Origin of the sequence: Bradyrhizobium guangxiense (assembly GCF_004114915.1) — a bacterium.
Classification (GTDB): Bacteria; Pseudomonadota; Alphaproteobacteria; order Rhizobiales; family Xanthobacteraceae; genus Bradyrhizobium; species Bradyrhizobium guangxiense.
The window spans coordinates 5,679,906-5,698,675 of the sequence record NZ_CP022219.1 but is presented as its reverse complement, the minus strand read 5'-3'; the positions used below and the strand labels follow the sequence as shown (position 1 = coordinate 5,698,675).

15 protein-coding genes are annotated in these 18,770 nt (G+C 64.3%); 10 read left to right on the top strand and 5 right to left on the bottom strand.

What is annotated here, in order from left to right; translation table 11 throughout:
• The first annotated feature begins 100 nt into the window (after positions 1–100).
• From X268_RS27350 to X268_RS27325, 6 genes are all read left to right on the top strand, one after another.
• The gene (locus X268_RS27350) at positions 101–2,788 is read left to right on the top strand and encodes a sensor domain-containing protein (protein ID WP_128927812.1); all 2,688 of its coding nucleotides are present in this window, start codon (positions 101–103) and stop codon (positions 2,786–2,788) included.
• A gap of 143 nt (positions 2,789–2,931) precedes the next feature.
• A complete protein-coding gene (locus tag X268_RS27345) occupies positions 2,932–4,395 on the top strand; it encodes a glycerol-3-phosphate dehydrogenase (protein ID WP_128927811.1) in 1,464 nt (487 codons plus the stop codon).
• Between the two features lie 73 nt (positions 4,396–4,468).
• Positions 4,469–5,638: an ABC transporter ATP-binding protein gene (locus X268_RS27340; protein WP_128927810.1), complete on the top strand. Its 1,170-nt coding sequence runs from the start codon at positions 4,469–4,471 to the stop codon at positions 5,636–5,638.
• A complete protein-coding gene (locus tag X268_RS27335) occupies positions 5,635–6,549 on the top strand; it encodes an ABC transporter permease (protein WP_128927809.1) in 915 nt (304 codons plus the stop codon). Before X268_RS27340 ends, X268_RS27335 begins: the two co-directional genes overlap by 4 nt.
• 4 nt (positions 6,550–6,553) lie before the next feature.
• Positions 6,554–7,366, top strand: a complete 813-nt coding sequence (locus X268_RS27330) for an ABC transporter permease (RefSeq protein ID WP_128927808.1) — start codon at positions 6,554–6,556, stop codon at positions 7,364–7,366.
• Between the two features lie 18 nt (positions 7,367–7,384).
• On the top strand, positions 7,385–7,882 hold the full coding sequence (locus tag X268_RS27325) for a DUF6622 family protein (RefSeq protein WP_128927807.1): 498 nt from the start codon (positions 7,385–7,387) through the stop codon (positions 7,880–7,882).
• Positions 7,883–7,981: 99 nt separating this feature from the next.
• On the opposite strand, the gene X268_RS27315 is transcribed toward X268_RS27325, so the two are convergent.
• From X268_RS27315 to X268_RS27300, 4 genes are all read right to left on the bottom strand, one after another.
• Positions 7,982–8,833: a carbohydrate ABC transporter permease gene (locus X268_RS27315; protein WP_128927805.1), complete on the bottom strand. Its 852-nt coding sequence runs from the start codon at positions 8,831–8,833 to the stop codon at positions 7,982–7,984.
• A complete protein-coding gene (locus X268_RS27310; RefSeq protein ID WP_128927804.1) occupies positions 8,830–9,702 on the bottom strand; it encodes a carbohydrate ABC transporter permease in 873 nt (290 codons plus the stop codon). The genes X268_RS27315 and X268_RS27310 overlap by 4 nt, the downstream gene beginning before the upstream one ends.
• Positions 9,703–9,796: 94 nt before the next feature.
• Positions 9,797–11,182, bottom strand: a complete 1,386-nt coding sequence (locus X268_RS27305) for an ABC transporter substrate-binding protein (protein WP_128927803.1) — start codon at positions 11,180–11,182, stop codon at positions 9,797–9,799.
• A 230-nt stretch (positions 11,183–11,412) separates the two neighbouring features.
• Positions 11,413–12,393, bottom strand: coding sequence for a LysR family transcriptional regulator (locus X268_RS27300; protein ID WP_164937957.1), 981 nt, complete (start codon positions 12,391–12,393; stop codon positions 11,413–11,415).
• Positions 12,394–12,511: 118 nt separating this feature from the next.
• Here X268_RS27300 and X268_RS27295 point away from each other — a divergent pair, with 118 nt between their 5' ends.
• Together X268_RS27295 and dctA are read left to right on the top strand one after the other, a co-directional pair.
• The gene (locus tag X268_RS27295) at positions 12,512–13,585 is read left to right on the top strand and encodes a 4-oxalomesaconate tautomerase (protein WP_128927801.1); all 1,074 of its coding nucleotides are present in this window, start codon (positions 12,512–12,514) and stop codon (positions 13,583–13,585) included.
• Between the two features lie 52 nt (positions 13,586–13,637).
• Positions 13,638–15,023 (top strand): C4-dicarboxylate transporter DctA, encoded by a 1,386-nt coding sequence (gene dctA / locus X268_RS27290; protein ID WP_128927800.1) that lies wholly within the window; start codon positions 13,638–13,640, stop codon positions 15,021–15,023.
• 191 nt (positions 15,024–15,214) lie between these two features.
• Here the strand turns inward: dctA and X268_RS27285 are convergent, their stop codons facing one another.
• Complete coding sequence (locus tag X268_RS27285) at positions 15,215–17,101, bottom strand: AsmA family protein (protein WP_164938191.1); 1,887 nt, start codon at positions 17,099–17,101, stop codon at positions 15,215–15,217.
• Between the two features lie 272 nt (positions 17,102–17,373).
• On the opposite strand from X268_RS27285, the gene X268_RS27280 reads away from it, so the two are divergent.
• Complete coding sequence (locus tag X268_RS27280) at positions 17,374–18,111, top strand: CoA transferase subunit A (RefSeq protein WP_128927798.1); 738 nt, start codon at positions 17,374–17,376, stop codon at positions 18,109–18,111.
• Positions 18,111–18,761 carry a CoA transferase subunit B gene (locus tag X268_RS27275; protein ID WP_128927797.1) on the top strand — a complete coding sequence of 217 codons (651 nt, stop codon included), beginning with the start codon at positions 18,111–18,113 and terminating at the stop codon, positions 18,759–18,761. The genes X268_RS27280 and X268_RS27275 overlap by 1 nt, the downstream gene beginning before the upstream one ends.
• Positions 18,762–18,770: the final 9 nt, after the last annotated feature.

Below are 18,770 nucleotides of genomic sequence, written 5' to 3'. Positions count from 1 at the left end.
TGCCGTATTTCACGTCACATTTTTCTGTTGCGCGTACAGGCGTTTACCCGATCCAAACCCGTGAAGCCAGACAATCCGACGTTGAAATCGCGGGTGGCTGATGGCTGAGAAGAACTGGCACGAGGGCAGCACGCTTCCGATTGCTGTGCAGGCCGTTGTGTGCCTGGCCGGCACGGTTGCGCCCGCGCGTGCCTTTGCGCTGTCGGACGGCTTCGCCCCGCCGAGCTATCTCGGCCAGCTCGACCCCGTCGTGGTCTGGGAAGCCCTGATCGCGGGTATCGTCGTCTGCGCCTTCCTCGCCGCGATCGCGCTGTGGATCCATTCCTCGCTGCGCCGGACCAGGCGCCTGCAGTTGCGGCGCAACGCCTTCATCTCCTCCGCCATGAACAATCTGAACCAGGGCGTGGTGATGACGGATGCGCAGCGCCGCATCATCTTCTGCAACGACCGCTATCTTGAGATCTACGGCCTGACGCGCTCGGACCTCTGGACCAACATGAGCGGATATGAGCTCCTCGAGCTGCGCCGCAAGCGCGGGGTGCTTGGCGTCGCTTCAGACGATGAGTTCTATGAGAAGGCGGCAAGCAGCAACGGCCTGATCACGGAGCTGCCGGACGGGCGTGCCATCCTGGTGAAATATTTCGTGCTGCCGAACGGCGGCTCGGTGGCGACGCATCTCGACGTCAGCGAGCAGCGCCGGCTGTCGCGACAGCTCGCCTCGACCAAGCAGTTCCTTGAAACGGTGCTGGACAACGTCCCGGCCTGCGTGGCTGCTAAGAACATCGAGGATGGTCGCTATATCTTCGCCAACAGCGCCTATGAGCGATTCTGGGGCTTCTCGCGTGACCACGTCGTCGGCAAGAATGCGCGCGAGCTGTTCGCGCCCGTCTCGGTGGCCAGCATCGAGGCGACGGACCAGGCGGCGCTCAATTCGCCGGACGGCCAGTTCCGCAACGAATTCGAGGTCGACCGCGGCGGCGAGCGGCGCATGGTCGCCTCGATCCGCATCGTGGTCCGCGACGAGAGCAACAAGCCCGAATTCCTGATGCTCGTGTTCGAGGACATCACCGACCGCCGTTCGCTGTCGAAGGAGCTGGAGAGCGCCAAGAAGTTCCTCGAGCTGGTGGTCGACAACATCCCGGTGGCGCTGATCGTCGAGCAGGTCAAGGATGGTCGCTATCTGCTCGCCAATCGCAGCGCAGAGACGATCCTCAATCGTCGGCGCGAGGAAGCCACGGGCTTGACCGCCGCCGACATCTTCAACCCCAAGGAAGCCAAGCTGATCATCGCGCGCGACGAGGCCGCGATCAAGAAACGCGGGATGATCACCGAGGAGCATCCGATCTCCACCAAGGATGGCCTGCGACTGTTCCTGCCCCGCCGTGCCACCGTGCTCGGCGACGCCGGCGAGCCGCAATATCTGATCAAGACCCACGAGGACGTCACCGACCGCCGGCAGACCGAATCGCGCATGGCGCACATGGCCTATCATGATGGCCTCACCGATTTGCCGAACCGCGCCGCCTTCCTTCAGGCGTTGACCCAGATGATCGAGGCCTGCGAAGGCACCGGCGAGGAGTTCGCCGTCCTCTGCGTCGACCTCGACGGCCTCAAGGAGGTCAACGACGTTTTCGGCCACGCGCTCGGCGACAAGCTTCTGATCGAGGTGGCTCAGCGTCTGCAGGATTCCGCCCGCGGCGGCGTGGTGGCGCGCCTGTCCGGCGACGAATTCGGTCTCATCATCGACGGCAAGCAGCCGGACGCGGGCCTTGCGCTGGCGCAGCAGCTCGGCGAGGCCGTCGCGAAGGAGTTCCAGATCGACGGCCGCTCGGTGCGCGCCGGCGCCACCACGGGCATGGCGATCTTCCCGCACAACGGCGCCGACGGTGCCTCGCTGCTGGCCAATGCCGGTGCGGCGCTGTTCCGCGCCAAGCAGAAGTCCCGCGGCACGATCAGCCTGTACCAGCCGGAGATGGATCAGCAGATCCGCGATCGTCGCGTGCTGCACCAGGACCTGTCGATGGCGATCAAGAATGGCGAGCTCTCGCTGGCCTTCCAGCCGCAGGGAGCCGCGGGTCACAGCGTTGTCGAGACCGAGATCATCGGTTTCGAGGCGCTGGCGCGCTGGCAGCATCCGGTGCGCGGCCAGGTCTCGCCGGCCGAATTCATCCCGATCGCCGAGGAGAGCGGCCTGATCGTGGAGATGGGCGAGTGGATCCTGCGCGAGGCCTGCCGCGAGGCGGCGTCCTGGCCGAAGCCGCTCCAGGTCGCGGTCAATCTGTCGCCGGCGCAGTTCATGCACGGTGACGTGGTTGGTCTCGTCCATTCGATCCTGATCGAGACCGGCCTTGCACCCGGCCGGCTCGAGCTGGAAATCACCGAGGGCGTGCTGATCGAAGACTTCGACCGGGGTCTTGCGCTGCTGCGCCGTCTCAAGGCGCTCGGCGTGCGCATCTCCATGGACGATTTCGGCAGCGGTTACTCCTCGCTGAGCTACCTCCAGGCGTTCCCGTTCGACAAGATCAAGATCGACCGCGCCTTCATCGTCAATCTCGGCCGCAACCCGCAATCGGCTGCCATCGTCCGCGCGGTGATCGATCTCGGCCATGGCCTGGAAATGTCGATCATCGCCGAGGGCGTCGAGACGGTTGAGCAGCTCGCCTTCCTCGCCAAGGAGGGCTGCGACGGCGTGCAGGGCTATCTGCTCGGCAAGCCGCTGCCGATCAGGAAATATGCCGGTCTCGTCGGTCGCACTGAGCTCGTGGAGCTTGCGCTCAAGACCGGCTAGCTAGGGCGCGTTCGCGCGAAGCGGATTCCCGTTTCGCGTCGAGAAAACCTGTCAGAACCCGAACCGGAAGCTCCGTTCCGATTTCATCGGAGCGGAAATCGCTCTAGTGATGATGGGGCGCTTCGCTCCTTCTCGACGGCCTCATGGCGGATTACGACCTTGCGATCATCGGCGGCGGCCTCAACGGCGTCAGCCTCGCGCGCGATGCGGCCGGCCGCGGACTGCGGGTCATCCTGTTCGAGCAGGGCGATCTCGGTGGTGCGGCGTCCTCGGCAACACCGCGGCTGATCCACGGCGATCTGTCGGTGCTGGAGCGGCGAGGGTTCCGGCGAGTGCGCCGGGCGCTGGCCGAGCGCCGGATCTGGCTCCGGATCGCGCCGCATCTGGTCCGGCCGATGCGCTTCGTGATCCCCGCGCATGTCGAGGAGCGTCCGCCCTGGATGCTGCGGGTCGGCCTGTATGTCTATGACCGCCTGACGAACCGGGGCGGCTTGCCGCCGTCGGTGACCCTCGACATCACACATCATCCGGTCGGCGACGCGCTGAAGCGCCCGTTCGGCACGGCCTTCGAATATTCGGACTGCGTGGTCGACGATTCCCGCCTGGTGGTTCTCACGGCGCTGGATGCGTCCGAGCGCGGCGCGGCGATCCGCACCGGGGCGCGTTGCGTCCGCGCCGATCGAACCGACATCTGGCGGCTCGCGGTGGTCGATCGCGGCCATCGCCGCAGCATCACGGCCCGTGCGCTCGCCAACGCGACCGGAGGCTGGACATCGATGGTCGCCGACACTGTGCTGCGGCAACCGCAGCCAGCGATGGCGGCCACGCAGATGAGCCAGATCATCGTGCCAAGGCTGTTCGATTCCGAGAACGTCTACGTCTTCCAGAACCATGATGGCCGGCTGATCTTCGCCCGGCCGTTCGAGCGCGAGTTCACGTTGATCGGTACGGTCACGCATGCTTTCACCGGAGATCCCGCGATCGTGGCGATGCGAGGGGCCGACGTCAGCTATCTCTGCGCCGCCGCCAGCCGCTATTTCCGCGAGCGCATTGCGCCGACCGACGTGGTCCGGACGGTCTCCGGCGTTAACCTGACGCTGGCGTCCGCGCGAGGACGCGACGGCACGACGCTGTTCCATGCCCGCCGGCGCAAGGCGCCGTTGATCACGATGTTCGGCGGCGACGTCACCACCTCCCGCCTGCGCGCCGAGCGGGCGGTGACTAAGCTGGCACCGTTCTATCCGATGTCGCCGCCCTGGACCGCCGCCGCCGCGCTGCCCGGCGGAGATTTCGCGTGGGACCGCTTCGATCACGAGGTTGACCTCGCGCGCGACCGCTGGCGCTTTCTGTCGGAGCCGGAGGCCCAGCGCCTGGTTGCGGCCTACGGCTTGCGGCTGTCGGCGGTGCTCGGCGGGGCAAAGACCCGCGGCGAGCTCGGTCCCGCCTTCGGCCCCGAGTTGACCGCCGCCGAGGTGCGCTATCTCGTGACCCACGAATGGGCACGCTTTCCGGATGATATCCTGTGGCGCCGTTCCAAGCTCGGTCTGACCATGCCCGCGGCGGAGCGTGATGCGCTGGCGGCGTTCATGACTACGGGGCTGCAATGACGCTACCTCCGAACGGGTTGAGCAAAAGCCGATCGGCCGCTAGCGTGCGGCGGAATCGGGGTTGGCAGGGACCATGGCGGAAGAGTTGCCCGGAACGGATATCGCGGCTGATGCAGCCGCCAGAGATGTGCTTCCCGCAGCCGGGCCGTTGCTGCGCATCGAGGGCGTCGCCAAGACGTTCGGGACGTTCCGCGCCGTCGACGGCGTCTCACTCGACATCAAGGCCGGCGAGTTCTTCGCGCTGCTGGGCCCAAGCGGCTGCGGCAAGACCACGCTCCTGCGCATGCTCGCGGGATTTGAGGCGCCGGACGAGGGGCGCATATTGCTCGGCGGCAAGGATATCGCGCAGGCGCTGCCGCATGAGCGTCCCATCAACATGATGTTCCAGAACTACGCGCTGTTCCCGCATCTGTCGGTGCGCGACAACATCGCCTTCGGCCTGAAGCGCGCCGGCATGGCGCGCGCCGACATCGCCACGCGCGTGGCGGAGATGGTCGCGCTGGTGAAGCTCGAGGGGTTGGAGAAGCGCAGGCCGGACCAGCTTTCCGGCGGCCAGCGCCAGCGCGTGGCACTCGCCCGCGCATTGGCGCGCCGGCCGCAGCTCCTGCTGCTCGAGGAGCCGCTCGCGGCACTCGACAAGAAGCTGCGCGAGAGCACGCAAGTCGAATTGATGGAGCTGCAGCGCCGGCTCGGCATGACCTTCATCATCGTCACGCACGATCAGGAGGAGGCGATGACGATGGCGAGCCGGATCGGGGTGATGAAATCAGGCAAGCTTGCCCAGGTCTCGCCCCCGCGCGAGCTCTACGAGGCGCCGCGCTCGCGCTGGATCGCGGAATTCGTCGGCGACGTCAATCTGTTCGACGGTGAGACCAAATTGCGGGACGGTCATCGTCTGATCATTGGTACGCGTGATGCGGGTACGCTGGTGGTGGCCGAGCCGCGCGAACCGCTCGGTGCGGGACGATTCTCGATCGCGATCCGTCCCGAGAAGATCAAGCTGTCGCGCCGCGGGCCGGTGAACGAGGCTGGCCGTGGAACCGCCATCAACGCCCTGGATGGCGTGATCGCCGACATCGGCTATCTCGGCGGCACCACCACTTATAAGGTGAAGCTCGACACTGGCGGGCTGGTGCAGGTCTCCGTCGCCAACAGCGCGCGGCTCGACGTCGATGCCTACAGCCTTAACCAGCGTGTCGTCGCCTGGTTCACGCCTGACGATTGCGTGGTGCTGGAATCATGAGCGCCCGCCGCATCTTCGCAAGGCCTGCGCGCTTTGCCGCGATCGCGCCTTATGTCTGGATGGTGCTGTTCTTCCTGGTGCCGTTCGCCTTCGTGCTGAAGATCAGCCTGTCGCAGACCGCGATCGCACAGCCGCCTTATGAACCCGTGTTCGATCTGATGGCGGGGTGGGAGGCACTCAAGACGGCCTTTGCCGCGCTGTCGCTCGACAATTTCAGGCTGCTCGCCTCCGACGACATCTACGTGTTCGCCTATGTGCGCAGCCTCACCGTCGCCGTGACGGCGACTGCCCTGCTGCTGCTGATCGGCTACCCCATCGCCTACGGCATGGCGCGGCTGCCGAGGCGTTGGCAGGCGCTGGCGATGGTGCTGGTGATCGTGCCGTTCTGGACCTCGTTCCTGATCCGCATCTATGCCTGGATCAACATCCTCCAGCACGACGGCCTGCTCAACCAGATCCTGCTGGCGCTGCACCTGGTCAGCCAGCCTGTGGTCTGGCTCTCCACCGACAGCGCGATGTATGTCGGCATCGTCTATTCCTATCTGCCGTTCATGATCCTGCCGCTTTACGCCACGCTCGCCAAGATGGAGCCTGCGCTGGAGGAGGCGGCCTCTGATCTCGGCGCGCCGCCATGGCAGGTGTTCTGGCTTGTCACCTTCCCGCTGTCGCTGCCCGGGGTCGGCGCCGGCGTGCTCTTGTGTTTCATCCCGATCGTCGGCGAGTTCGTCATTCCGGACCTTCTGGCCGGCTCCAATTCGCTGATGATCGGCCAGACCCTGTGGCTCGAGTTCTTCACCAACAAGGACTGGCCGGTCGCCTCCGCCGCGGCCATCGTGCTGCTGGTGGTGCTGCTGGTGCCGCTCTTGCTGTACGAGCGGCTGCAGAAACGGCAATTGGAACAGGGGCGTTGAGACGATGCGCAAGGTCCTTCGTCTCTCCCGCTTCAACATCGCCTCGCTCACGCTGGGGCTGGCGTTCCTGTATTTGCCGATTCTCATCCTCATCATCTACTCGTTCAACGCCTCGCGCCTGGTGACGGTGTGGGGCGGCTGGTCGCTGCGCTGGTATCGCGAGTTCTTCAATGACCGGGCCATGATCGAGGCGGCCTGGATGAGCCTGCGGGTCGCGGTCTCCTCCGCCACCATCGCGACTCTGCTCGGCACGCTTGCGGCGATCGCGCTCTCGCGCGGCGAGCGTTTTCGCGGCCGCACGCTGTTCTCCGGTATGCTCTATGCGCCGCTGGTGATGCCTGAGGTGATCACCGGATTGTCGCTGCTGCTGTTGTTTGTGGCGCTGAATGCCGAGCGTGGGTTCTGGACAGTGACGATCGCCCATACCACGCTGACGATGTGCTTCGTCGCCGTGGTGGTGCAGTCCCGGCTCGGTTCGCTCGATCGTTCGCTCGAGGAGGCCGCGATGGACCTCGGCTGCGACCCGGTCCGCGCCTTTCTTTCGGTGACATTGCCGCTGATCGCCCCCGCGATCGTCGCAGGCTGGATGCTGGCCTTCACGCTGTCGCTGGACGATCTCGTGATCGCGAGCTTCACCACCGGCCCTGGCTCGGCCCCCCTGCCGATCCGCATCTATTCCGAGGTGCGTTGGGGGGTGAAGCCGGAGATCAACGCGATCTGCACGTTGGTGATCGCGCTAATCGCGCTCGTCATTGTCATGGCTTCGCTCGCCTCGAAACTGTCGAGCTCGCAGGGAGAGAGCGCTGCGCCGCTGTAAACAGGGAAATTGACCGGGATGTTCGCCTATCAGGTGCTGATCCACACGCCGCCCTGGGTTTGGGTGCTGCTGGCCTATCTGGTCTGGCAGGGCATCCAGTCAATGCAGCCACGCAAGACGCCGATCTGGCGTGCGCTGATCCTGCCGGTCGTGTTCATCGTCTGGGGGATGTCCCGCATCGGCTTCGGCCCTCAGGGCAGTGCTTGGCCGCTGATCGCGTGGATTGCAGCCGCGCTGGCACTTCTGCCGCTGGGTGTGCTGACGCCACGCCCTTTCGATGTGGATCACGAGACGGGCGAGATCATCCGCCCCGGCAGCGCGTTTGCCCTGATCCGCAACCTCGTCGTGTTCTCGCTGCAATATGGGGTCGGCGTGATCTCGGCGATCGATGCGGCCGACCGCGCATTGGCAATCATTGTCGGCCGCGCCATCTCGGGCGCGACCGCCGGCTATTTCATCGGCTCGACGGTCGCGCTTCTCGTCGCCTATCGCCGGAAGCGCGCGGAGACTGCTTAGAGCGTTTTCGAGCGAAGTGGACACCGGTTCGCGTGAAGAAAACGCGTCAAAACAAGAATCTAGAGCTTCGGCTCTGATTCAATCAGAACCGAAAATACTCTAGGACTTCACCGCGCCCGCTGTGAGCCCGCCCACCATGTAGCGGCGGAAGGCGTAATAGACTGCGGCCGGCGGCAGCGCATAGATGAAGCCGGTGGTCATCAGCAGCTCCCAGGGCGAATCGTCGGCAGCGAGAAAGTTGCCAAGCGCGACGGGGAGGGTGATCTCGCGGTCATTGGAGAGCAGCAGGAACGCGTAGAGATATTCGTTCCAGGCCAGCAGCACCGCGTAGGTGCCGATCGCGACCAGCGAGGGCATCATCAGCGGCAGGTAGACCAGGCGGAAGATCTGCAGCGTCGTCGCGCCGTCCATCACGGCGGCTTCGTCCAGCTCGACCGGCAGCTTGTCGGAGGCCTGCTTGAGCACCCAGATTGCGTACGGGCTCGCGATCGTCACCATCGCCAGGATCAGCGACCAGTGATTGTTGAGCAGGCCGTAATTGCCCATGGTCCGGTACATCGGCACGGCGAGGAACGCCGCGGGGATGAAATATGTGAACAGCGCGAGGTTCAACACCATGCGACCGCCTGGCACCTTCAGCCGCGAGATCGAGAACGCCGCGGCGGTCGCGATGAACAGCGTCAGCACGCCGACGGACGCCGCGATCACCGTCGAATTCCAGAACTGGACGTAGAAGTCGCGCAGGAAATAATGCTGCTGCTTGAACACGATCTCGAAGTTGTGCAGCGTCGGATGATCCGGCCACAGCTTGCCCGAGAACGCATCCTCCTTCGGGGAGATCGCAAACAGGAACATGTGATAGATCGGAATCATCGTCCACAGGAAGACGGGAATGCCGATCAGCAGGAGCCGCGCTTCGGTCGCGACTTCACGCAAGGAGGGGAGCTTCATCGCGACAACCGTTTCATCATGAAGTACACGAGCGGCAGGACGAACGGCATCGCGCAGACGATGGATGCCATTGCCAGCGAGAGCTGGTCGAGCCGGAGATAGCGGATGCCGAGCGTCGACAGCACGTGGGTGAGGTCGGCCGGGCCACCGCCGGTGAGCAGGTAGACGCTGTTGAAGTCGCCGAGCGTCCAGATCATCGAGAGCAGCGTGCAGGTGACGTAGAGCGTCTGCATCGACGGCCAGGTGATGTAGCGGAATTTCTGCCACCAGCTCGCGCCGTCGACCTCGGCGGCCTCGAACAAATCGTGCGAGATCGCAAGGCGGCCGGTGATCAGGATCAGCGTCCAGAACGGCAGCGACTTCCAGATGTGCACGCCGATCGCCATGCTGAGCGCCACGGTCGGATCGTTCAGCCAGTTCGGGCCGTCGTCGCCGGTGAAGGAGAAGATGAGGTGGTTGATCACGCCCCATTCGGGGTTGAGCATGAATCGCACCGACAGGATGGTCGGAATCGACGGCACGGCCCAGGGCAGGATGAAGATCACCGAGAGCCATTTGATCCAGGGGCGCTGCACGGCGAAGAAGCCTGACAGGAACAGCGCGATCAGCATCTTGATGTTGATGCCGATGACCAGGAAGATCAGCGTGTTGACCGCGGCACGTGCGAAGATCGGGTCGTTGTAGAGTGCGACGTAGTTCCCCGGAGCGCGCGCCAGCCATAGCCCGTAGCAGACGGGATAGACGACGAAGGCAAGGAAAACGAGCAGATAGGGTGCGAGCAGCACGATGCCCCACACCTGCGCCGGGGTCAGCCGTGACGACAGGGGCGGGCCGGGAAGTGCCTGATCGCCTGAGAGCGTGATCGCCATTCTTTTTGGACTCTTCAAAGAGAAGCCGGCCGCGAAACGCGGCCGGTGTTGTTCTAACACCTCTCCCCGCGAGGCGGGGAGAGGAGCGGATGAATTAACCCGCGACCTGCTTGATGCGGGCGATCAGCTCGTCGACGGCCTTGTCGACCGGAACCTTCTCGCTGACGACGCGGTTCATCGCCTTCGCCCACACGTTCTCGTTGTTGAGGATCGTGAACTTCCAGTTCTTGGTGAAATCGAACGCCGCGGTGCCGCCCTTGAACTGCGTGTAGACGGCCTTGCGGTGCTTGTCAGCCTGCCAGAACGGGCTTTCCTGGCTCTCCTTCGTCACCGGGAACCAGCGGCCGAGCGCGCCCTCGATGTAGGGACGGACGTTCTCTTCCTGGAGCAGGAAGCTGATGAACTGCTTGGCCTCGGCCTTGTTCTTGGCGGCGGTGAAGATCAGTCCGGTCTTGACGTCGGAGCGGTAGCGGATGGTCGAACCGTCAGGCGCCTTCGGGAAGGACGCCGTGATGATGTCCTGCTCATAGGCCTTCTTGCCGGCGTCGCGCTGCTCCTGGGTGAGCGCCTGGTTCTGGGAGTCCTCGAACCATTTCGCCGCGATCGAGATCGTGAAGTTGTGGGTCATCACGATGGTCTTGTTGTGGAAGGCGACGTTGTTGTCGGGATCCTTCCAGGTCGTCGAGGACGGCGGCGTGCAGCCCTTGATATAGGTGTCGGTGTAGTCCTTCATCGCCTTGATCAGGTTCTCGCGAACCTTGGGGTCGTCGACCAGGAGCTTGCCGTCGTCATCGACCAGCTTGACGTGGTAGGCGTCCATGAAGGTGTAGAACGACTGGAAGGCATCGGTGGATTCCACGCCCATCGGCTGGCCGACGGCGTAAATGCGCTGGCCGGTGGCCTTGCGGATCGCCGGCTGCACCTTGTCGCACCAGAACGTCCAGTAGCCCGACCAGTCGTTCGGGATATCTGCCTGTTTGAAGCCGGCCTTCTCCAGCATGTCGTTCCAGATCTGGACGTGCATGCTCTGCTGCTTCAGCGGGAAGCCGTAATAGGCTTTCTTCTTGGTGACGTCATTGTAGAGGATCGACGCATCCAGCGTGTTCTGCACGAACCGGTCCTTGATCGGTTCCATGACGTCGGAGAGATCCTCGAGCTTGCCTTCATAGGCCCACTTGCCCTGGGCCTGGACGTCATAGGAATCGGAATAGGCGACGTCGGGCACGGTGCCGGCATCGAGCGCGGCGACCGTCTTCGGAATCATGTCCTGGATCGCGTATTGCGACAATTCGACCTTGATGCCGGTCTTGGCTTCGAATTTCTTGATCGTCTCGATCAGTGCGTCGTCTTCGGAGCGATAAAAGCCCTTGCCCCACCAGACCGTGATCGTCTTCTGCTGCGCAAATGCGGGTGCAGCGGCTGCAAACAGCCCGGCCGCAGCGACCGCCAGTGATACTGCGCCAATAACCTTGGATTTCACGTTTTTCTCCCTCAAACGGCCGGTGTTTTTAACCGGTCGAAAAAACACTAGCGCAGGATGGTAGCGCAATCAACGCAGCATGTTGTCAGACCTAGGTCGCGGGTGTCGCTCTGTGGCGATGCTTAACGCGCGCATTGATCCAATCGCTGCATCAATTCGCGGCAATCAATTCGCGATGTCCGAGGAACTCCGGCTTGGCGGGAGCGGTCTCGCCGCTCCCCGGCGTGCCGTCAGCGTCTCCGCTTCGGAGGCGACGATGTCGTGTTCGAGCTTGCCTCACCCGATCGGGACCGCGGCTTGCCATGCCCGCCTGTTTGTGCCGGGGAGCGCCAGGCCTCGAGGAGCATCTTCAGAAACTGGCTGGCATGAGGGGATAGCGTCGCCCCGCGCCTGCGCACGATGCCGATCGTCCGCGCCACCTCGGGTTCGACCAGGCGAATGGTGTGAATGATTGGATGGCCGGCGGCGGGCGTCGCCAGCCTCGGTAGCACGGCAATGCCGAGGCCGGCTTCAACCAGGCCCAGCGAACCCGAGAGGTGAGCAACTTCATAGGACCAGTTCAGCTGCAGTCCGTGTCGCGCCAGCGCGTTGTCGATCAACGCGCGATTGCCGCTGTTGCGACCGACGGTGATCACTCGGTGCGGCACGATCTCCGGCCAGCTGACCTGCTTGCGCGATGCCAGCGGATGGTCGTGACGGCAGGCCAGGACGAAAGGATCCTCGACGAGCTTCTCGAATTCGATCTCGGCATGCGAAGCGCCGATGAAATTGATGCCGAAGTCGACCTCTCCGCGCGCGACCGCTTCCAATCCCTCATTGGCCCCGATGTCCAGAATTCGGATGCGAATGCGCGGGTAAGCCTCGGCAAACTGGCCGATCGCGCGCGGCAGGAAGTAGAACACCGCCGTCGGCACCGCGGCCACCGAGACCAGGCCTGAGCTTCGCGCGCCGATATCCTGGATGGCAAGCACCGAGGTCTCGAACTCATCGATGAGGCGGCGCACCTTCGGCAGGAAGTCGCGGCCGGTCATGGTGAGATTGACGTGGCGCGTCGACCGTTCGAGCAGCGGCGCACCGAGGCCTTCTTCCAGCTTCTGAATGCGTCGGCTGAGTGCGGGTTGCGACAAGTTGAGCGCCCGCGCGGTGCGGACGAAGCTTCCCGTCTCCGCAACGGTGATGAACGCCTTGAGGTCGAGCAGTTCCGCGTTCATGACAGCCTCCAATTATACCGATATGCGAAATAATACCTCAGATATTTGCATTTCACAAAAGAGTTCTGCTGAGGGATGCTCTGGCCCGCGCGAAATTGTCGCCGAACGGAACAGCTCCATGAACGATCAGATTGCCATTCCCTGCGTGGTCATGCGCGGGGGTACCTCGCGCGGGCCGTTCTTCCTGGCCCGCGATCTTCCGGCCGACGCAAGATCACGCGACGCGGTCCTGCTGTCCGTCATGGGAGGCGGGCACGATCTCGGAATTGACGGGATCGGCGGCGGCAATGCCGTCATCAACAAGGTCGCGATCGTTGGTCCGGCATCGGTGCCCGGTGCCGACGTCGACTACCTGTTTGCCCAGGTGCGTGTTCGTGAGGGCATCGTCGATACCTCGCCGAATTGCGGAAACATGCTAGCGGGGGTGGGGCCATTCGCAATCGAAGCCGGCCTGATCGCCGCCGCGGCAGATCGTACCCATGTGCGCATCCACAACGTCAACACCGGCAAGCTGATCGACGCGACGGTCGCCACGCCGGGAGGGCGCGTGACCTACGAGGGCGAGGCGCGGATCGACGGTGTGCCGGGAACGGCCGCGCCGGTCGAACTGTCGTTCCCCGACGCGGCCGGCGCACGCACCGGCCGCCTCCTGCCGACGGGACGGGCGGTCGACCGCATCAGGGGAATCGATGTGACCTGCCTCGACGCGGCGATGCCGGTCATGCTGGTCCGCGCGGCGGATCTGGGATGGAGCGGCCGCGAGGCGCCCTCCGACTTTGCCGAAAGCGGCTTCCGCGCGCGTCTCGAAGAGTTGCGGATCGAAGCGGGGCGCCGGATGGGCTTTCCCAATCCCGCGACGACGGTGATCCCGAAACCGGTTCTGATCGCGCCCGCGAGCGGGGCGACCTTGAACGTCAGGTACTTCATGCCGCACGACTGCCATACCGCACTGGCGGTGACCGGCGCTGTCGCGATCGCCACGGCATGCGTGACACCCGGAACGATCGCTGCAGAGATGGTCGGACCGCTGGCGCCGCCGGTGCCGATCACGCTGGCCCATCCCTCCGGCCAGCTCGTGGTCAGGCTCGAGCCCGGCCCGGTTGCCCGGGTGCTGCGGACGGCCCGGCGAATCTTCGAGGGCCATGTCTTCGCCCGCCGGTCACACGTGCCTCATTCGGTGCTGGCGGCCTGACACTCGCGCCGCGAAGCCAACAGAAAAAATCAGAGCCATGGGAGAAACGAGAATGCACAAGGAAGCGCTGGCTGGACACGCGAACACCGAGGCGGGAAAACCCTTCTACCGGATTCTCTACGTCCAGGTGCTGATTGGCCTCGTGTTGGGTGTCGTCACGGGCCATTTCTGGCCCGAATTTGGCGCCGCGCTGAAGCCCCTTGGCGACGGCTTCGTCAAGCTGGTCAAGATGATGATCGCGCCGATCGTGTTCTGCACCATCGTGAGCGGCATCAACAGCATCAGCGATTCCCGCGAGGTCGGCCGCACCCTGGTGAAGTCCATGGCGTTGTTCTACCTGCTGACCGCGCTCGCGCTTCTGGCGGGGCTGATCGCCGTATCGTTGATCCAGCCGGGCGCCGGCATGCACGTTTCCGTCAGTACGCTGGATCCCTCGGTGGCTGCGAAATTCACCAAGCAGGCCGGTGCGACCGGATTTGCGGACTTCATGCTGCACATCATCCCGCATTCAATTTTCGGAGCGTTTGCGGATGGTGAGGTGCTGCCTGTCCTGCTGGTCTCCATCCTGATCGCCTTTGGCCTCAGCCGTGCCGGCGATGGCGGTGTCGTGGTGACAAAGGCCGTCGCCTCGTTCTCTCACGTGCTGTTCGTGTCCTTCGGCTTCATCATGAAGCTCGCGCCGCTCGGCGCCTTTGGCGCCATGGCGTTCACGGTGGGCCGCTACGGCATCCGCTCGATCGGCTCGCTCGGACTACTGATTCTGACATTCTATATCGCCTGTTCCGTGTTCGTGGTGGTCGTGCTTGGTACGCTGGCGCGGCTGAACGGCTTCAGCCTGTGGAAGACCATCCGCTACTTCAAGGAAGAATTGCTGATCGTGCTCGGCACGTCGTCCTCGGAGCCGGCGCTGCCTGGCGCGCTGCGCAAGTTGGAGCAGCTCGGATGCCGGAAGGGCGTATCGGGCCTCGTGCTGCCGATGGGCTATTCCTTCAACCTGGACGGCAGCGCCATCTATCTCACCCTGGCGTCCATGTTCATTGCGCAGGCCTGCGACATCCATCTGACGTGGGGGCAAATCGCGGCGATGCTCGGACTGATGCTGCTGACGTCCAAAGGGGCAGCTGGCGTCACCGGCAGCGGCTTCGTCGCGCTTGTCGCGACGCTTTCGGTGATGCCGGACTTGCCCGTGACCGGCGTGGCACTGCTTGTCGGCATCGACCGGTTCATGTCGGAGGCGCGGGCACTGACCAGCATGGTCAGCAATTGCGTCGCGTCCATCACGATCTCGCTGTGGGAGAACGCCTGTGACCGCGAGGTGTTGGCCCGTGAACTGGGCCAGGGCAGCATGCCTGCGGTGGCGACCGCGCCGAAGATCGCTACGGTCCCCCTGGTGCGGGAGGACGAGAGCTGGATTTCGACGACCCAATCGGCTGCGTGAGGCGGGATCGGATGAAGTTGGACCACGGTTGGATTTGGCAGGCGGGCCGTTCGCGCGCAGGCTGCCAAAGCCAAGACAGCGATTTCATCTTTCAAAGGCGCGATGACGATGAATCGTCATCGCGCCTCAGGTTGTTGTCGTTTGGGCATGATCTCTTCGCAGGACCGCCGCGCGCTGCCCTGGATCGTCGATCAGTTCGACTTGGCGTTCTCCTTGGCATTCTCGGCCGTCGGCGATCCCTCGGGACGCTTTCCGCCGCCCGTAATGCGCTGCTTCAGGAGATCGAGGAAGGGAGACGCCGCGGGAGATTGCCGGATCAGGCTTTCTGGGTCGGGGAAGATCAGCGGATCGTCCCAGGGGCCTTGCACCATGAAGGGCAATTGAAAGCCGGACGTCGTATTGAGGCTCGCCACGCCTTTCATGTCGTATTCGCGCGTCGGCACCGAGGCGGTGCCGGTCAGCGTGATCTTCGCCGCCGGCCCTTCGATGCGGATATCTTCGGCGGTGGCGATTCCGTCGGAGAATCTCACCGCGATGGTGAGATTGTTGTACGGCGTCGACCCGCTGCGGAAATTGCCGCCGCCCGATAGCGGCCGCCGCTCCAGCCGCTTCAGGAGCTGCTCGGCGTTGAAGCCCGAGATCGCGCCGTCGTGCCCGGTGACGGTGGCGCTGCCATCGAGCGACTGCACGAGGCCGAACGGGCTCGAGCCCGAGGCGAACAGCGAGACGTTGATGTTGCCGCGGCCGGACAGCTTGTTGAGGCCGAACAGTTCGGTGGCGCAGGCCTGGAGATCGACGTCGGTGAACTGGAATTGCGCCTTGATGTCAGCGACGGTGTCGGAGCGGGCGATGCCGAACGAGCCTTTGGCGATCCCGCCATAGACCTGCGCCTCGCCGACCGAGAGCGCCAGTGTGCCGTTGCGCAGATTGGCGCCGATCGCGGTGCGGCCGAGCTTCGTCGGCCCGACCGTCAGCTTTGCTGCCGACAGGCGCATATCGAGGTCGGTGGTCGACAATCCGTTCAGATCGAACAGCTGCCTGTTCCAGTCGCGCGCCCCGCTCGCGAGCAGGCGGAAGGTGGAGATATAAGGTGTGAAGTCGAGCGCGTCGGCGGCCAGCGTCGCCTGCAGCGTCTGCCGGCCGTTATTGGCGTAGGTCATCACGCCCTCCGCGGTGTTGCCGTCGAGCTCGACATTGACATTGGTGAGCGCGATCGAGGCGCCGATGACGTTGGCACGCGCCTTCAGCGCGAAGCGGCCGAAGCCGCCGCTGGCGGGCTGCGGCTGCCCGGTCCAGCGCAGCGCGTTGCGCAGGGACGGGCTGTCGATCGTCAGCGTGCCCTCCATCATCGGGCTGGTGCGATTGGCAACGCTGCCGTCGAAGGCGAGCTTGAGCGGCGCACTGGCGATGCGCGCCTTCAGTCCGGAGCGATCGCCGGAGAGGGCAGCGACGAAATCGGAGAAGCTGATCGAGCCGTCGACACGCTCGCCGCGCCAGTCGAACTGCCCGGTGGCGGCGAAGGAGCGCGAGATCGAGGGCCAGGCCAGCGACAGGTCGATGTCGTCGAACTGCTCGGTGGCGTGCGTAGCGGCGTCCTCGTAATCGAGCACGCCGTCCTGAATCCGGATCTCGGAGAACGAGACCTGGTTCTCGGCTCCGGGCTTCATGGTGCGCGCGATGGTCTGGATGAAGGGCGTCCAGTTGCTCTCGCCGTCCGGCTTCAGGCTGACATGGATGCGCGGCCGCAGCAGCGTCAGGTCGGCGATCTCGAACCGCTGCAGCAATAGCGGCAGCAGCCGCAGATTGGCGGTAAGCACGTCGATATGGAGCGCGGAATCGCCGGTGCCGCCGCCCTTGAGGCCGACGTCATGGAAGGAGATATAGCTTGCCGGTAGCAGCGAGATGTCGATGTTGCCGGCGACATTGAGCTCGAGCCCGGTGACGTCGCGGATCTGCGCTTCGACCGCCTTGCGCAGCGCGTCGCGGTTGATGAGCCAGGAGGTCGCGATCAGGGCGATCAGCACGACGCCGAGCAGCGCCGCGATCGGCGTCCCGAGGCGCTTCATTCCTTGGGCCATGGTCAATGGCATGTCCTGATCGGGTTGGTCGTTGGAGCCAGAAGGGCGGGTCGGGAAACCTGCGTGCCCACGCCCAACCCCCGCAACTTGATGGGTTTTCTTGTCGCTTTCAAGGCCGCGGACGGTTCTGCCCACGGTGTGGGCAGCTTCTATCACCCGGGCGCGGTGCAGAGAACCCCGTATCATTGACGGCTTTGGAGGATTTCGCCTAATAATCGCCGCCAATAGGGCGCGAGGCCTCCAAGCCGCAGGTTCAGTCGAAGGTTTTTTGCATGAACAAGGTCTATCCCGACGCCAAGTCGGCTCTGTCAGGCATTCTGAAAGACAACATGATGATCATGTCGGGAGGCTTCGGCCTCTGCGGCATCGCCGAGGCGCTGTCGGATGCGATCCGCGAGTCCGGCGTCAAGGGCCTGACGGTGGTCTCCAACAATGCCGGCGTCGACGGCATCGGGCTCAGCCGCCTGTTGGAAACACGGCAGATCAAGAAGATGATCTCCTCCTATGTCGGCGAGAACAAGCTGTTCGCCCAGCAATTCCTCGCCGGCGAGCTGGAACTCGAATTCAATCCGCAAGGCACGCTGGCCGAGCGCATCCGCGCCGGCGGCGCCGGTATCCCGGCCTTCTACACCAAGACCGGCGTCGGCACGCTGATCGCCGAAGGCAAGGAAGTGAAGGAATTCGACGGCGAGAAATATCTGATGGAGCGCGGCCTGTTCGCCGATCTCGCCATCGTGCATGCCTGGAAGGGCGACACCGCCGGCAACCTCATCTACCGCAAGACCGCGCGCAACTTTAACCCGATGATGGCGACCGCCGCCAAGATCACCGTGGCCGAGGTCGAGCACCTGGTTCCGGCCGGTGAACTCAATCCCGACCACATCCACACGCCCGGCATCTTCGTGAAGCGCATCGTCGAGGTCGGTACGGCCAAGAAGCGCATCGAATTCCGCAACACCCGCCCGCGCCCGACGAACGCGCCGGCGGCCGGCACTGGAGTTGAAATCTGATGGCCTGGACCCGTGAACAGATGGCCGCGCGTGCCGCGAAGGAATTGCGCGACGGCTATTACGTCAATCTCGGCATCGGCATCCCGACGCTGGTCTCGAACTACATCCCCGACGGCGTCGACGTCAGCCTGCAGAGCGAGAACGGCATGCTCGGCATGGGCCCATTCCCCTATGAGGGCGAGGAAGACGCCGATCTCATCAACGCCGGCAAGCAGACCGTCAGCGAGCTGCCCTCGACCTCTTATTTCTCGAGCGCGGATTCCTTCGGCATGATCCGCGGCGGCCACATGGACCTGTCGATCCTCGGCGCCATGCAGGTGGCCCAGAATGGCGATCTCGCCAACTGGATGATCCCGGGCAAGATGGTCAAGGGCATGGGCGGCGCGATGGACCTCGTCGCCGGCGTCAAGCGCGTCGTCGTGGTAATGGAGCACTCGGCCAAGGACGGCTCGAAGCTCCTGAAGAAGTGCAACTTGCCGCTGACCGGCGAGCGCGTGGTCGACATGGTCGTCACGGATCTCGCCGTCTTCACCATCGACAAGCACGGCGACGGCGGCATGGCCTTGATCGAGCTCGCCGACGGCGTTTCGCTCGACGAGGTCAAGGCCAAGACCGAAGCCGAATTCCGCGTCGCGCTGAAGAACACGTAAGGGCGACGT